This is a genomic window from Peribacillus sp. NPDC046944 (assembly GCF_050272735.1).
In the GTDB taxonomy this organism is placed as follows: Bacteria; Bacillota; Bacilli; order Bacillales; family DSM-1321; genus Peribacillus.
Genome location: NZ_JBNNML010000006.1, coordinates 344,147 through 361,056, shown reverse-complemented (window position 1 = coordinate 361,056; position 16,910 = coordinate 344,147). Strand labels below are relative to the sequence as shown.

General features: G+C 44.8%; 11 protein-coding genes. 8 read left to right on the top strand and 3 right to left on the bottom strand.

Features of this window, described 5'->3' with window-relative positions; translation table 11 throughout:
• Positions 1 to 252: 252 nt before the first annotated feature.
• The 7 genes from ACQKIC_RS13895 to ACQKIC_RS13865 all read left to right on the top strand — a co-directional run bounded on the left by ACQKIC_RS13895 (position 253) and on the right by ACQKIC_RS13865 (position 10,484).
• Positions 253 to 1,257, top strand: coding sequence for an ABC transporter ATP-binding protein (locus ACQKIC_RS13895; RefSeq protein WP_402870419.1), 1,005 nt, complete (start codon positions 253 to 255; stop codon positions 1,255 to 1,257).
• Complete coding sequence (locus ACQKIC_RS13890; RefSeq protein ID WP_402954822.1) at positions 1,238 to 2,206, top strand: ABC transporter ATP-binding protein; 969 nt, start codon at positions 1,238 to 1,240, stop codon at positions 2,204 to 2,206. Before ACQKIC_RS13895 ends, ACQKIC_RS13890 begins: the two co-directional genes overlap by 20 nt.
• Before the next feature lie 41 nt (positions 2,207 to 2,247).
• Positions 2,248 to 3,867, top strand: coding sequence for an ABC transporter substrate-binding protein (locus ACQKIC_RS13885; protein ID WP_402954819.1), 1,620 nt, complete (start codon positions 2,248 to 2,250; stop codon positions 3,865 to 3,867).
• A 113-nt stretch (positions 3,868 to 3,980) separates the two neighbouring features.
• A complete protein-coding gene (locus ACQKIC_RS13880) occupies positions 3,981 to 4,985 on the top strand; it encodes an ABC transporter permease (protein WP_402871314.1) in 1,005 nt (334 codons plus the stop codon).
• 12 nt (positions 4,986 to 4,997) lie between these two features.
• Positions 4,998 to 5,900 carry an ABC transporter permease gene (locus tag ACQKIC_RS13875; protein WP_402870427.1) on the top strand — a complete coding sequence of 301 codons (903 nt, stop codon included), beginning with the start codon at positions 4,998 to 5,000 and terminating at the stop codon, positions 5,898 to 5,900.
• A gap of 221 nt (positions 5,901 to 6,121) precedes the next feature.
• Positions 6,122 to 9,862 (top strand): S8 family serine peptidase, encoded by a 3,741-nt coding sequence (locus ACQKIC_RS13870; protein WP_427591501.1) that lies wholly within the window; start codon positions 6,122 to 6,124, stop codon positions 9,860 to 9,862.
• Between the two features lie 199 nt (positions 9,863 to 10,061).
• Positions 10,062 to 10,484, top strand: a complete 423-nt coding sequence (locus tag ACQKIC_RS13865) for a hypothetical protein (RefSeq protein ID WP_402954813.1) — start codon at positions 10,062 to 10,064, stop codon at positions 10,482 to 10,484.
• 35 nt (positions 10,485 to 10,519) lie between these two features.
• On the opposite strand, the gene ACQKIC_RS13860 is transcribed toward ACQKIC_RS13865, so the two are convergent.
• Both ACQKIC_RS13860 and ACQKIC_RS13855 read right to left on the bottom strand, forming a co-directional pair.
• Complete coding sequence (locus ACQKIC_RS13860) at positions 10,520 to 13,492, bottom strand: DEAD/DEAH box helicase (RefSeq protein ID WP_402990433.1); 2,973 nt, start codon at positions 13,490 to 13,492, stop codon at positions 10,520 to 10,522.
• Positions 13,485 to 15,107, bottom strand: a complete 1,623-nt coding sequence (locus ACQKIC_RS13855; RefSeq protein ID WP_427591500.1) for a hypothetical protein — start codon at positions 15,105 to 15,107, stop codon at positions 13,485 to 13,487. The genes ACQKIC_RS13860 and ACQKIC_RS13855 overlap by 8 nt, the downstream gene beginning before the upstream one ends.
• 145 nt (positions 15,108 to 15,252) lie before the next feature.
• Between ACQKIC_RS13855 and ACQKIC_RS13850 the strand changes: the two genes are divergently transcribed.
• A complete protein-coding gene (locus tag ACQKIC_RS13850; RefSeq protein WP_427591499.1) occupies positions 15,253 to 15,801 on the top strand; it encodes an REP-associated tyrosine transposase in 549 nt (182 codons plus the stop codon).
• Between the two features lie 201 nt (positions 15,802 to 16,002).
• On the opposite strand, the gene ACQKIC_RS13845 is transcribed toward ACQKIC_RS13850, so the two are convergent.
• On the bottom strand, positions 16,003 to 16,896 hold the full coding sequence (locus tag ACQKIC_RS13845) for a helix-turn-helix domain-containing protein (protein ID WP_402990426.1): 894 nt from the start codon (positions 16,894 to 16,896) through the stop codon (positions 16,003 to 16,005).
• Positions 16,897 to 16,910: the final 14 nt, after the last annotated feature.

Below are 16,910 nucleotides of genomic sequence, written 5' to 3'. Positions count from 1 at the left end.
CTTCATTTTACTAAAAAGGGCGATTTTTTTGTGCATAAATTTCATAAAAAAAGGGTTGCCCTAAAAGTCATTTTCCTGACTTTTGGGACAGCCCCATTCTTTTTATGAAGCTAATACTATAGAACTAATTAAAAAATATTATTCTGTTAAGTTAGAATTTTAAGAAAATATATTGTAAAATGTTAAGTTTGATGTAATAATAAACCAAATAATATTAAAAATGTAAAATATGGATATAAAGGAAGTGATATTATGAGTGTTCCAATTATTGAAGTCAACGGGTTACGAACGAGTTTTCGTACTGACGATGGAGAAATTCCTGTCGTGAACTCCATCGATTTTCATATCAATCCTGGTGAGGTGTTAGGAATTGTCGGGGAATCGGGCTGTGGGAAAAGCGTAACCTCTTTGTCGATCATGGGGCTTGTGCCTTCGCCTACCGGTAAGGTAGAAGGGGAAATATTGTTTAAGGGAAGTAACATTGCCAACGCATCTGAAGCTAAAATGAGAAAGATTCGGGGAAATGAAATCGCTATGATCTTCCAGGAACCAATGACAAGCTTGAACCCTGTCTTCACAATTGGAGAACAATTGGTGGAGACACTTCGGATACATAGAAAATGGAATAAAAAACAGGCCCGCCAAAGAGCGGTCGAAATGTTGAAGTTGGTTGGGCTTGGACGAGCCGAAGAACTGATAGATGAATACCCTCATCAGCTTTCGGGCGGGATGAGACAGCGTGTCATGATTGCCATGGCCATGATTTGTGAGCCAAAGCTTCTAATAGCGGACGAGCCGACCACGGCCTTGGATGTCACGATTCAAGCCCAGATTTTAGAATTGATGAAGAACCTGAACAAGGAGACAGATACAGCAATCATGATGATCACCCATGACCTTGGTGTAGTGGCACAAATGTGTGAGCGTGTCATTGTCATGTATGCCGGAAGGGTGGTCGAGGAGGGAAAAGTGCAAACGGTTTTTCAAAACCCTAAGCATCCGTATACGATTGGCCTCCTGCAATCGATTCCTGATATGCGCGTAAAGAAGGAACGGCTTTATTCAATCCCTGGAAATGTGCCAAAACCGGGTACGAGCAAACTTGGCTGCCAGTTTGCCCCTCGCTGTTCTCATGCGATGGAGCAATGCCTGAATGAAACCCCGTCTCTTCTGGCGTTTGATGAAGGGCAACAAGTACGTTGTTGGCTGTACGAAGATGCGAAAGGAGCACCATTGCATGACTCAACCATTAGTTAAGGTAGAAAACCTGAAGAAGCATTTCCCAATCAAAGGGGGAGTGCTCGGTAAAACGATCGGTGAGGTGAAAGCCGTCGATGGCTTGTCATTCTCCATAAACAAAGGTGAGACGCTTGGCCTTGTCGGTGAAAGCGGGTGCGGTAAATCGACGACGGGCAGACTTTTGCTTCGATTACTCGAGCCAAGTGAAGGCAATGTCTACTTTGAGGGTAAGGACCTGACGACACTATCCACCCGTGAAATGAGGAAGATGCGCCGCGAAATGCAAATGGTCTTTCAAGATCCATTCGCCTCGCTCAATCCTAGGCACACGGTTGAAAAGATATTGGAAGAACCACTCATCGTCCATGGTGTCAAAGATAAGAAAGAACGGAAAAAGCGTGTGCAGGAGCTACTTAAGGTTGTTGGGTTAAGCAGTTACCATGCCAAACGATACCCACATCAGTTCAGTGGTGGTCAGAGGCAACGCATTGGCATCGCCAGGGCACTAGCCGTCAATCCGAAGCTGATTATCGCGGATGAGCCTGTTTCGGCTTTGGATGTTTCCATTCAAGCACAGGTGTTAAATCTCCTACAAGATTTGCAGAGGGATTTTGACCTCACTTATCTTTTCATTGCCCATGATCTCGGAGTCGTCAGGCATATCTCGGATCGGGTAGGCGTGATGTATCTAGGACATATTGTTGAATTGACGGAAAGTGAAGGGCTTTATGAAGATCCGCTACATCCGTATACACAAGCCTTACTATCGGCGGTTCCGATTCCGGATGTAGAATATAAGGGCGATAGGGTCATATTGCAGGGCGATGTCCCGAGTCCATCCAACCCGCCTAGCGGATGCACATTCCATACAAGGTGCCCGAAAGCGATGCCAGAATGCAAGACTGTAAAACCAATTTTACAGGAACACAAACCAGGTCACTACGTCTCTTGTCATTTATATAATTGATAGGACGTATACATAAATTTATAGAAAATAGGGGGAAGAATATGAAGAAGACATTAGCTTTATTGTTAACCAGTATTTTAGCCATTTCACTTGCGCTTGCTGGCTGTTCATCATCAACATCGAAAGATAAGGATGACGAAAAAGGCGGCTCAAGCGAGGCAAAGGGCGGCGGGGTTTTAATCTACGGTAAAGGCGGAGATGCGGTTTCACTTGATCCTGCTATCGTAACGGATGGCGAGTCTTATATCGTCACACAGCAAATCTATGAAACACTTGTGAAATACGGAGAAGACAATACGGAAATCGAACCGGGTCTTGCAGAGTCATGGGAAGTTTCCGAAGATGCGAAAACTTATACGTTCAAGCTGAAAACAGGCATTAAGTTCCACGATGGCACGGATTTCAACGCGGAAGCGGTCGTTAAGAACTTTCAGCGCTGGGCAACAAGTAAGGATGAAGCGAAATTTGCTTACTATGCTTCCATGTTCGGTGGCTTTGAAGGTGACGAAGGCCACGTGATTAAAGAAGTAAAAGCTCTTGATGATAGCACAGTGGAATTCACACTAGTACGCCCACAAGCACCATTCTTGAAAAACGTTGCGATGTCACCATTTGCCATTGCAAGTCCAACGGCAGTTGAGAAAGATGGAGACAATTTCGGCAAGAATCCGTCTGGAACGGGTCCTTTCAAGTTCAAATCATGGAAACCAGGCGACACGATTGAAGTCGTGAAAAATGAAGACTATTGGCAAGAAGGATTGCCAAAACTTGATGGCATCACGTTTAAAGTCATCAAAGATAACTCGGCTCGTTTGAATGCAGCAATCAAAGGTGAAGTCGACCTAATGGACGGATTGAACCCAAGTGATATCAGCAAAGTGACAGGGGACAAAAACCTTCAAATCTTTGAACGTCCATCCATGAACGTTGGCTACTTTGGATTTAACGTTGAAAAAGCGCCATTTGATAAAAAGGAAGTGCGTCAAGCCATTTCCCATTTGATCAACAAACAGGAAATCATCGATAACTTCTTTGAAGGAACGGCTGAGCCTGCGAAGAATCCAATGCCACCATCCGTCTCTGGATACAATGATGAAATTGAAGACTATGATTACAACGTAGAAAAGGCAAAAGAACTTTTGAAAAAGGCTGGTCTTGAAGATGGATTCAAAATGGATCTATGGGCCATGCCGGTACCACGTCCATATATGCCTGATGGACAAAAAGTCGCTGAAGCCATTCAAGCAAGTCTGAAACAAGTCAATATTGAAGCCAATATCATGACGTATGAGTGGGCTGCATACTTGGAAAAAGTACAAGCCGGTGAAGCTCCATCGTTCATGCTTGGCTGGACTGGTGATAATGGAGATGCCGATAACTTCCTTTATACATTATTGGATAAAGATACAATCGGCTCGAATAACTACTCTCGCTATGCAAACGAAGAAGTTCATAAATTATTGATTGAAGCTCAATCTACTGCAGATGAAGCGAAACGTAATGAGCTATACGGAAAAGCACAGGAAATCATACATGAAGAAGCACCTTGGGTACCACTTGTACATTCGTTGCCACAATTAGCTGGTACTAAGACAATCAAAGGATTCGTTCCGCATCCTACAGGTTCTCAGTCTCTAATTAACGTGTCAATCGAAAATTAATTGTACGGACCGGGGGGTATGAATGTATGCTCCCCGGTTTTGTCATGTGAATTAAAGATTTAAAGAATGAAGGGCGATTAAAAGCCCATGTGTAAAAAAGGCAGGTGAGTGTTTTGTTTTCCTATACCATAAGACGTTTGGGTTCTCTCATTCCGGTGCTTCTCGGAATGGCGTTTATTGTATTCATGATGATTCGGGCGATACCGGGAAACCCCGCCCAGGTAATATTAGGGCAGCAGGCAACGAAAGAAGCCGTCGCTGCCATGACAAAGGAGCTTGGTTTGGACCAACCATGGTTCATTCAGTTCTGGGATTACTTAATTGGCCTGTTAACAGGCAATCTGGGGGTTTCTCTAAAAACGAATACCCCTGTTTCAGAGGAAATTTGGCCTTACTTGACGGCCACGATGGAATTGGCCCTGATTGCGATGATTATAGCGGTCATTATCGGCGTAAATGCCGGGATCATCTCGGCATGGTTCCAAAATTCCTGGTTTGATTATACGGCCATGATTGTTGCATTAATTGGCGTATCGATGCCGATATTCTGGCTTGGCCTTATGGAACAGTATCTTGTTGCGATTCAGTGGGACTTGCTTCCAACAACGGGACGGGACAATATAAGAGACCCTGTGGAAGCGATAACGGGCTTTTATTTAATAGATACCCTTGTTTCCGGTAGGTTCGATCAGTTCATTGAAGTGGTGAAACACCTTATCTTACCGGGCATTGCACTTGCAACCATCCCGATGGCGATCATTGCGAGAATGACACGCTCATCCATGCTAGAAATCATGAGGTCCGATTTCATCCGGACGGCTCGCGCGAAGGGCATGAAAATGTTCTGGGTGGTTTATAAGCACTCCCTGAAAAATGCTTTAATTCCAGTGGTCACCGTTATCGGTCTGCAAACGGGTCTACTATTGGGTGGCGCGATTTTAACGGAAACCATCTTTGGATGGCCGGGTATTGGAACATATATCTATGAAGCTATCCTTTACCGGGATTATCCGGTCATTCAATCGGGAATTCTCGTCATCGCCTTTTTGTTCGTCATGATTAACTTGATTGTGGACCTTTTGTATGCAGCGATTGATCCTAGGATTAAATATAAATAGGGAGGATATCTCATGGCTGAAATTGTTACGAATACACCGCCGATCATTCCCCCTCAAGAGGTAGAGGAAAAAGCCATTTCTCCCTGGAAGGAAGGTTGGAAAAGCTTCAAGAAAAATAAGGTTGCCCTGGTTGGCCTCGGCATTGTCCTATTTTTCATTATACTGGCTATTTTCGCCCCGCTTATTGCACCCTATTCCTACGAAGGGCAGAAGCTCAGCGATAAACATTTGTCCCCTTCGTCAGAGCATTGGTTTGGCACGGATGAGTTTGGCCGCGATATCTTGAGCCGAATCATCTATGGCTCTCGCTTATCTCTATGGGTCGGCTTTTTATCGGTGGCCGGTTCTGTAGTGGTCGGATCTTTCCTCGGTATCATTGCCGGGTATTATGGCAAGTGGATCGACACGATCATTTCGAGGCTGTTTGACATTGTACTGGCGTTTCCGAGCATCCTGCTAGCCATAGCGGTTGTTGCCGTATTGGGACCATCCCTGCGCAATGCACTCATCGCGATTGCAATCGTCAATGTGCCTACGTTCGGTAGACTTTTACGATCACGGGTCTTGACTGTAAAAGAAGAGGAGTATGTAACGGCCGCTAAGGCAATCGGTATGGGGGATGGTCGGATTTTGATTCACCACGTCCTGCCGAATAGCCTTGCGCCCATCATCGTTCAGGGGACTTTAGCGATAGCGACCGCCATCATTGAGTGTGCGGCGCTTGGATTCCTTGGGCTGGGTGCACAACCACCTTCACCTGAATGGGGAAAAATGCTTGCTGATTCGAGACAGTTCATCATTCAGGCGCCTTGGACCGTTCTATTCCCAGGGATCGCCATCATGTTGACCGTACTTGGCTTCAACCTGATGGGCGATGGCCTACGTGATGCATTGGATCCAAGAATGAAAAACTAAAGAGGAAGAGGCGGTGATTTTCCGAATCACCGCCTTTTTTGTGCTTTGATATTTTCCATAATCTCTTAATAATGACAGGTATTGAAAAATAAACATATTATACTAGAGTCTTCTAGGAAAATAGTGACTATTATCTCTTAAATTCATGATAAAGGGTGTGATACTTTTATACCTATAAGGGAAAATATAGAAAATTCTAATTTTATAGGAGGAATCGTTCATTGATTAAACGCATTTTGCCCATTCTAGCAATCTTTCTATTAGTATTTACAGCAACGGTTTCCGCTGCCAATCTTCCTGATCCTTCGATTGGAAAGAGCGCGGGACAGAAAAATCAGGAAAGTATCCTGAAGTTGAAGAAAGAAGAGACAGATAAGAAGTACAAAACCGATGAAAAGGTTAGGGTAATCGTACAGATGAAGGAAGCCCCAGCCATTGAATATGCCTCTAAGGAAGGTAAACGATTTAAAGACCTTTCTAAAAGCAAAAGGGAAGAATTGAAGTCTAAAAAACTATCAGGCCAGAAAAAAGTGAAAAATAAAGTAAAAGAGAAGAAGATAGCTTTAAAGGAATTTGAAAGTTTTACGACAGTCTTGAATGGGTTCAGTGCAGAGCTACAATATGGAGAGGTCAAAGAAGTGGCAGCCTTGCCTGAAGTGGCTGAAGTACATATTGCGAATGAATATAAACGACCTGTTGAAAAACCGGATATGGTATATAGCAAGGAACTGGTCCAAGCCCAGGAAGCTTGGCGGGAGTACGGCTATACGGGGGAAGGGATGGTCGTCGGAATCATTGATACCGGGATTGACCCATCTCACCGTGACATGATCCTCAGTGATGCTTCAAAGGCAGAACTGACGAAAACGGAAGTCAGTGAAATGATACAAGCCAACCAGTTACTTGGAAAGTATTATACGGAAAAGGTCCCTTACGGATATAACTATATGGATGACAATCAAGAAATCCTCGATCTTGCTGAGGGAGCTTCGATGCATGGGATGCACGTTGCCGGGACCGCAGCGGCTAATGGGGATGAAGAGAATGGCGGCATTAAAGGGGTGGCCCCTGAAGCCCAGCTTTTAGCTTTGAAGGTGTTCGGGAATGACCCTGCTGTGAAGACGACCTGGGGGGATATTTACATCAAGGCCATTGATGATGCCATTATTCTTGGGGCAGATGTCTTGAACATGAGTCTTGGTTCGACGGCAGGCTTCGTCTCAGAGGAAGATCCTGAGCAACAGGCCGTATCAAGGGCCGTGGAAAATGGAATCGTGATGTCGATTTCCGCAGGAAACTCTGCCCACTTTGGAAATGGGTTCGCGAATCCATGGGCAACGAATCCAGACATCGGCATAGCGGGTTCTCCGGGACTTGCCTATGATTCGCTTCAAGTGGCATCGATTGAAAACAACTATCTTGATTTAGATGCTGCTACCTATCAGTTGAACGGGCAGGAAGGGAAAGCACCGTTCATGTCGGCTTCCAGTGTGCATCCTAACGCTTTAAAGGAAAAGACGCACGAACTAGTCGATGCAGGCCTTGGAACCCCTGAGGAGCTAGCCAAGGTGGATGTCAAAGGCAAGTTTGCCCTTATCGAGCGTGGGGGAATCACTTTTATCGAAAAAGCGCAAAATGCTCAGAATGCAGGAGCAACAGGTGTCATCATCTATAACAATGCCGATGGATACGTATCCATGGCAACAGAGCCTAGCATAACGATTCCACAGCTATTCATGCTTAAATCGGATGGTGCGAAGCTACAAGCCGCCTTATCGGAAGGTGAAAAAGTGACGCTCACTTTCAAGGGGGATAAGGTGAAATCAGCTAATCCCGAGGCTGGGAAAATGAGTGCTTTTACTTCATGGGGCGTCGCACCGAACCTTGATTTCAAACCGGAAATCACAGCGCCGGGCGGACAAATCTATTCGACATTGAACAATGATGAATACGGCATGATGAGCGGTACGTCGATGGCGGCTCCTCACGTATCGGGAGGCTCTGCCCTCGTATTGGAAAGAGTCGATAAAGACTTGAACGCAAAAGGGTTCGACCGGGCAAACCTGGCCAAAAACCTAATGATGAATACCTCTCGACCTGTAACCGATCAAGGAATGGTCAATGCTGCATTTGGGTGGGATATTCCCTACTCGCCGCGCAGGCAGGGAGCCGGGATCATGCAATTGAATTCCGCGTTGGCTACGCCGGTGGTCGTGACCGAGGCATTTACGAATGTTGCGAAGGTTGCATTGAAAGAAGTTGGAAATACGTTCGCTTTTACTTTGAAGGTTGAAAATATAAGTGACGAAGCGGTCAAATATGATGTATTGGGGAATATCCAAACAGACTATTCGATTCAGGGACAGCTTGGTTATGCAGCCAATCAATTAGAAGCACAGGAAATTCAGGATGCTACGATAAAAATCAATAACCGTGAACAAGAAGAAATCACTATACCTGCAAAGAAATCGGTCAACATTGAAGTGAAGGTGGACCTGTCCAAGGCTAAGGTGCTTGGGGACGACCTCCAGACGCCAGTCGCAATCGATAAGGTCTTTCCAAATGGGTACTTTGTTGAAGGGTTCGTGACACTGAAAGACCCGGCAGACAATAATCCAGAACTGAACGTTCCATATGTAGGGTTCAAAGGAGAATGGGATAAGGCACCTATCTTGGACGGAACGAAATATGATGAAGAATCATACTACGGCATGGCTGGGGCGGTATCAACTGCAGGTGAAGACTTTACCTACCTGGGTTATGAGCCGGTTGGAAAGATATTTGACCGGAAATATATCGCGATCTCCCCGAATGGTGACGGAGCGCAGGATGATTTTATCCCGATTCTATCATTCTTGAGAAATGCGAAAAAAGTAGAATACAACATCATGGATGCTGCGAAAAAATCGGTCCGGACAATCCGTACGGAGAATCAGGTGCGGAAGGACTATTATGACGGCGGAAGTGGGACGGCCTATACGTTAGACCCCGCCCGTAAATGGGAGGGCAAAATCAATAATAAGCTCGTTGCAGACGGTGAATATATCTATGAAGTCAAAGCAGTGATCGATTATGAGGGAGCTAAATGGCAGACGTTTGAGATCCCTGTCAAAGTCGATACAGTGGCACCTACGGTCAAGATTTCAAAAAGTGGCAAGGTGGTCACCATTGAAGGATCGGATAATGCCAAAGGGTCAGGCTTGGCGTATTACGATGTACAGATAGACGGGAAATCAATCATAACAGAACCGCTTGCTGCGGATACAAAAGAATATACTTTGCCGGATGTGAAGGGTGAGAAAGTACAGGTTGTTGCCATAGACTTCGCAGGTAATGAAAAGACAGATGAAGCGGACTTGACTCAGGATACGGAGCCGGTTGAAAAAGATAAAGCGGCCCCATCCGTCTTTATCACGAGTCCTGAAGTGTTGAGCGTGACCAATACGAAGAATGTGACGATTACGGGGTACATTAAAGAAGCATCTGGCATCAAGGAATTCAAGATCGACGATAAAAATGTCCCAGTGAAATATAATGAAGAGAAGAAACAATACGAATTCTCGTATAAAAAGAAATACAATGACGGCGTCCAAAGCTTCGTGGTTAAAGCAACGGACATAGTCGGTAATACAATTTCCTTCAAACGGATGTTCATGGTGGACACAAAGAAACCAAGCTTGAAGGTCAAAGGAGCACCCCTGATGGTAGGGGCCAAAAAACCGAACCCGAAAGTGGATGTGACCGTCGAGGACAACTTCGATGAAATCCGCCTTTACTTGAACGGAAGTGAAGTATTCTATCATGAATTTAAGGAACCGTACAAAATGCGTTCTTTCAAAGAAACGATAGAGGATGTTGAGTTGCCACTTGAAGTGGGCAACAATACATTCGAATGGAAGGTCACGGATATTGCCGGAAATGAGACGAAGAAAACGACCTACATCTATAAAGCGAAACGATAATAAAATGGCAGCTCCCTTTTTACAGAGGGGGCTGCTTTTCTTATGTTGAGGCTGCGTATGCACCCTTTCACACGTTTGATGGATTATTACGTTGCTTATAACGTAATCCATGAGAAGCATTCTTTTTTTGAAATAGAGAAGGAAAATAAAAAGATGATACCGAAATAGGTATATGGAACTAAATAAGAGGAGGAAATCGATGAATTTTAAAAAAGGTCTGACTACGAAGGAATATGGTCGTGGTGTTACAGTTAAATATGAAAATTATGATAGGTCACTAGCAAAAACGAGTTTCTTTGATGCACTTCAACTTGCTAATTCTCCATTTGAAAAGGAACCCCGGCACGATTCGTCTTATCAAGAATATCCGCTTATTCCGGATGTAACCCTTTCGCTTTTTGAAAAGGATATGGCTAAGACTTCGATCACATATGATCCCCATAGAGAAAAGGTCATCATTGAAGAACGCTCAGAGAGATATTTGCCCAATAAAGGTGAAGCGCTTACAACGGCATTGGAGCATATCATGATCAGTCATGGAAATTACCAATCTTTTTTTATAGTCAATCCGAAAGATTGGAACACAAAAAGAAAAACCACCCATAGCTTGAAACCCGATTAATCAGGAAAGCTATTGAGTGGTCTAACTAGCAAAACTTAGTGAAGAGAGACGAGGTCCTTGATTTCATCAGTGGAAAGTTCTGTGATCCAGTTATCACTACTGATGATTTCATCGTTCAGCGCCTGTTTTTTGTCGAGCATCTGATCGATCTTTTCTTCAAGCGTCCCGGTACATATCAATTTATGAACGTGAACGAACCGCTGTTGCCCGATACGGTAGGCACGGTCAGTGGCTTGATTTTCAACCGCAGGATTCCACCAGCGATCATAGTGAATGACATGGTTTGCCGCCGTTAAATTCAGGCCTGTGCCCCCAGCCTTCAACGAAAGGATGAAGATTGGGAAATCGCCATTTTGGAAGCGGGTGATCATATCATCACGCTGTTTCTTGTTCGCACTTCCGTTCAGGAAGGGAACTTCAAAGCCATAGCGTTTTTCGAGCAGTTTTTTCATCATGTTCCCCATACCGATGTATTGGGTGAAAATGAGGCAGCTTTCCTCCTGCTCGCGGACAGCATCCACGATTTCCGTTAGCTTCTCAAGCTTCCCGGATCGGCTAGCTGCCATCATGATGTTTTCCTTTTCAGTTTCCTTTAGATAAAGGGCGGGGTGATTGCAGAGCTGTTTCAGTTTATTCAGCATCTGCAGAATGATCCCTTTGCGTTCAAAGGTGGACAACTGCTCGATGTCTGCAAAGGTATCCTTGATTAGCTGTTCATATAATGAAGCCTGCTCGGTGGTGAGCGGCACGAATTCTTTTTGTTCCTGCTTATCAGGCAGGTTCAATGCGACCTCTTTATCCCGTTTTGTCCGACGAAGCAGGAAGGGCTGAATTAAGCGTTGCAGCTCTTTGATTTTATCTTTTTGTTCTTCCCGCTCGATGGTGGTCACGTATTTTTCCTGGAATTGACCAAGCGTTCCCAGGTAGCCTTTGTTAATGAAATCAAAGATGGCCCATAACTCGCTTAAGCGGTTTTCCATCGGTGTACCCGTTAAGGCGATATGATGACGTCCATCAAGCTTGCGGACCGCCCTGGATTGCTTCGTTTGGGCGTTTTTGATATTCTGTGCTTCATCTAGTATGACACTGCTCCAATGGATGGAGGACAATTCCTCCACATCTTGGTGGGTCAGGCCATACGAAGTCAGGATGATGTCGTGGGTAGCAGCTTTTTTAATGAACGCATCACCCTTGGACCGACTCGAACCGTAATGAAGGTGAACCTTGAGTGATGGAGCGAATTTTTCCAGTTCCTTCTGCCAGTTGCCGAGTACCGATGTAGGGCAGACAATCAACGCGGCCTGAACAGGAACATGCTCAGGCGGGTTGGTGATTACTTCGACCTCATCGGTGCTTTCCGTTTCACTTTCCTCATCGACAATGATGGGTTCGCTCGTTTGCACCTTTTCTTCATGGGTAGGTAGCTCCTTGTCAGTCGTTTCGGCATTCTTGACATAAAGGAGGTAGGCAATCATCTGGACGGTTTTCCCAAGTCCCATATCATCCGCGAGACAAGCGCCAAATCCATATTCCCTTAAGAACAGAAGCCAGCTCATGCCCAATTTTTGATAGGGCCGTAAATCACCTTGCAATGTCCCAGGGACTGGCATGATCGAAATGTTCTTGGTTTCCCGCAGTCGTCCGACCATTTTTCTAAGCTCCTGATTCAATTCGAATTGAATTCGGAGCATTTCGCCGTTTTCCGGGTCATCCTCAATTTCTTCCCCTTCACTATTTAAAAGCTCCTGTTGTAGCAAATCAGTCAGTTGGATGCCTTTTTCATTGGCAGTTTCCATCAGATTCTGGATTTGCTTGATGAAAGCGGGGTCGAGCTTGACCCATTGGCCGCGGATATAGACAAGCCTGCGTTTCTCATCGACGAGCTCCGCGAACTCGGACTCAGTGAGCTCCTTACCATTCAGGGAGAATCTCCAGTCGAAGTCCATCAATGCTTTCAGCCCAACGTAGGAAGGGCCGCGATTCGATTGGCTCTTCACTTTTGCCTTCACTTTGAGGGAGGATTCCTTCAAAGCGACCCACCAGGATGGAAGGAGGATTTCGACACCGAGAAATAGCAGCTTTTCGCTTGCATCGGTCAAAAACTCCCAGGCATCGATTTCGGATAGCTCGCTTTTTAACCGGCCCTTTTCCCCAATCCATGGGACGACGAGCTGCCAGCGTTTCGTCGCCCGTACGACTTCACTTGCGTACTTATTCCAGCCACGCGGCAATTTCTTGCCAGTATACGTTTCGATGATGCTTTCATCTTTTTTAGAGCGAAGCGTGACGTCTAGCTTCCATGGGCCATTTCCTTCAGGTGGTTCGGTTAAGCGTAGACCGATGGCGAAGGGTTTAGGATCCGGGTTAACACCGAGCCATTCCTGCCAGCTGTCCTGATCGAAAAACGCCTGCAACTCTTCCGGAGAAAGCCTTGAATCCTTTAAGGCCCCAACCGCTTCGCTCCATTTATTGTGCATCGGCGAGTAGGTCTTCAAATACATATTAGCGGCGCCATTATACCATTTCTCGATAAAAGTCCGATTGGTTTCCACTTCAGGTGAAGGGAGGTCCAAAGGAATCTCCTCTTCCCAAAAGGAAGGAAGGAATTCTTCTTCGACCTCTTCCGGCAGTTTCCAGCCGATGGAGTCCAACTGTAAATTCGTGAAATCAGGCACAGGAATCCCCGCTTCAATCGATTCATGAAGTACGGGGGCTGCGGATAGGCATAAGGATGAGAGCTCGGACCATTCCCATTCTATAAAGGAGTTAAAGCTTTCCTTCGCGAAAAAGTTCAGCAGTCCCCAGGCATCAAGAATGAAAACAGGGTTTTCGTTTATTGTATCTGTCGTCATTTTTGTGCCATAAAAACTGGCGTCATCCCAGTTGAACAGCAGTCTTCGAATGTAACTTGTATTGAGAAAGCTATTATCTTCATTGACGACACCAAGGACGTAGGATCCATTTTCGAGAGCCGCTATTTTGATTTTTAATTTTCCTGTATTAAACATCGATTAGCTTTCCCCTTTTTAATTCTTCTTGAAAAGCGCGCAGTCGTTTCGTCGAATCGACTACATATTGCATATACCGTTCGAATACCTCTTCCTTTTTCATCTTTTTATAGATGGTACGCATCTTTTTCAAATAACGGACTGCCTGTTTATAGGCTGGCCTGTTTTTCAAGGACACTTTTTCCTGTACCGCATGATAATAGAGGGGAAGCATCACTTCCGGATCTTTCGAGACGACTTCCTTGATGGATTCAGTGCTTATTAAGTCAATGCTGATTTCGGAGTAGATATGCATCTCCACCCATTTTTTATATTGGCCCTGTTCAAAAAGAAAGTTCGCATAGTTCCAATAGCTATGGGGAAGGGTAGCCCGAAAGAATTTCTCAAGCAAGTCATTCCGCTTCAACTTAAAGCAACAGCTTGTAATCAGGGTCGTGAAGGTCCGGACAAAATCGACCCGCTGATAATAATCGGATAGATCAATCAAGAATTCCTGAACATGGGCGTTGATGAATTCAATGAAAGGAATGGCCCGAGTACGGTCCTCTGAATCGGAAAGGAACTCCAGCCAATAAAAAATATACGGACAGGCTTCCTTCTTCAATTCGTGGAGAAGCTCGATCGCTTGTCGGTCCTGATTCTCCATCAGAGATAGGTGAATCGTAGCCAGGGTATAGGAAATGCGCTCCGTCGTGCCTGCATATTGCTTGGGCAGTTCCTCCTGAACTCGGTTCAGCTCCTCTTTACGCCACGAAGATGTGGTGAACAGGTAGCTCCAGATTTCCCGGTAGAGGTCGATTTTTTCATACTCCAACCCTTCGCTGCCGTCCAGTAGCTTCGCTACATCTTCCTTAATGCTAAAGACGAAGGGATCAAAAGCAAAGGGACGGGCCTGTCTGCTCAGTGGCTGCACCGTTTCATGAAGCTCTTCGGCCAAATCGGCGGCGAGCGCATAAAAGACACGGACCGCTTGGGTGTTGCTTTTATGTAGCTGGATCATTCTCATAGTCAGCTGCAACGTACAAAAATGGGTCACAAAATGATAAAGCAGCTTCCATTCCCGTTCCATCGGGGTTTTGGAGCTGAGACGTTTAAAGAAAGTCTGTATATGATTCTCAATCATGTAAGGCGGTTCCTCTATATAAGGCCCCACTTGCTCAGTGAAGGTATCGTGCACGAATTGCTTCCATGATGGATAGCTTTTTTCTAAAATGATGGATTTCTCCTTTGTATGTTTAAATATTTCACTTGCCCGCTTTACCTGCTGCAAAGCCTGGGTAGGTGTGGATTTTGGCGCGTTCCATTCGCTAACCCAATCGGACACACTGGCGTGCTCGGAATATCCGGAGAAGAATACGGCCATTTGGTGTCGGCAAATAAACCTGGAATCGCAGGTGCAGCTTCCATCCTGAGGGAAAAGCAAGTTCAGCCTTGCCTTATAGCGCGTGACATCCTGCACCTCCGCGGTAATCAAGTCTTCCGCTTCCTCTTTCAGATCAACGAGCCCCTGGCGATATAACTGAAGACCCTCATTCACAACAGCCAAATCATCCGGATCACCGGCCTCCAACAACTCCGCCAGCCGCTCCCCAACAAACAACAACTCCCGCTCCATACTCTCCTCCTTTTTGGGGTCACTTTTAGGGGTCAGACCCCATTTCCCAAAATTATATTTTTGTATTATCATTGATATATCAGTACTTTAACAACACCGGATGGGGGTCAGACCCTATTTCCCGGCATAGGAAAGGATGATGTTCATGCCTCGTAGACCGAGGATATGGTATCCTGGTGCGATGTACCATATTACTAGCCGCGGCAACCGCCGCAGTGATATTTTTTTAGACGATAAGGATCGCCTTCGTTACCTGCGTTATTTAGAGGAAACGAAAGAAAGGTATTACTTCGAACTCCATAGCTACTGTCTCATGACGAATCACGTGCATCTACTCCTCGAAACGAAACAACCCCCGATTAGTGATATTATGCATAAGCTGAATTCCCGCTATGCCATCTCCTTCAATAAACGGCATGACCATGATGGTCACCTCTTTCAAGGCCGTTACCATTCCGTCTTAATCGAATCGATCGAGCAATTCACTGCCACGAGCCGTTATATCCATTTAAACCCTGTACAAGCCAATATCGTCAAAAACCCCGCCGAATATAAGTGGAGCAGCTACAAAGTCTTCCAAACAGGAAAACCAAGCAAACACGTCAACCCCACACAAATCCTTCATTACTTCCAAACCCCACAGAACTATGAAACCTACGTCATGCGGGGGTCAGACCCTATTTCCCAGACTTAGCAAAAATCAAAAAACCTTTGCCAGCCAAGGGGTATGTAGTATTCGGTAAGGGGTCAGACCCCATTTCCCGGCACCCATTTCGAGGTCATCTCTTTATTATACTTCATTTGGGCTTGGAATTTGAAATGTTGTATACAGGTTTTGGAATATGTTTGTGGTCGGAATGTGAAAAGCCATTCCCGGGTTGGGAATGGCTTGGTCTTAATTTGTTTCTACGAGAGCTTCCCACACTTTGAATTTCTCATCGATAAAGGTGACAAAACGGTTTTGTTTTTGTAAATCGAATATGAGGCGGGCTCGTTCCATATATTTTTTTGCTTGTTTATAGTTACTTTGCAATTCGTAATTATATCCCAGGTGGTAATGGAGTTCAGCTAAAAGGTACATATGGTACTCTTCCAAACACCATTTGATCGCTTTTGTACAATACATAATGGAAGATTCATAATCCTCTAAACGGGTGGAAACTCGTGCTGAATTATAAAAAAGTCTGGTCTTTATCTTTTTATCATTTAAAAATGGTAGATGATTCATATGTGTAAGAGCTAATTTATATGTACATAGAGCTTTTTCATAAAGTCGTTCTTCGAAATATATTACACCCATACTTAGCAGATATTCTATTTCCCTTTCAGAGTACACCTTATCGGTTATATCAGATAAAGCAATGGCCTCCTCTAGGTGCTTTATCGCTTTATTCATGTTTTTATTCATCATGTATTCATATATCCCTTTATGCCACAATAACAATTGCTGATTTTGCTTGTTTTGCGTGAACAATGGATTATTTTCCTCTGTTTTAACAATGTCTCTCATATCTTGGTAATTCAAGGTCCTTCGTGTCAATTCCAATTGATGGGCGACTTCTTGAACATAGTCTAACCGAGGGGTCATTCCTATATCAAAAAAGTAATTAACATCTACACCTAACCTTCTGGAAATCATATATAGAGTGGTGGCGTACGGATAAACAACACCTTTTTCGATTTTGCTAATCTGTGCTTGCGTGCAAATCCCCTCTGCAAGTTCCTCTTGTGAAAGGCCGATTTGTTTTCTGAGTTCTTTTATTTTCTTCCCTACTGCTGAAAAATCCATGTTAACTCTCCTTA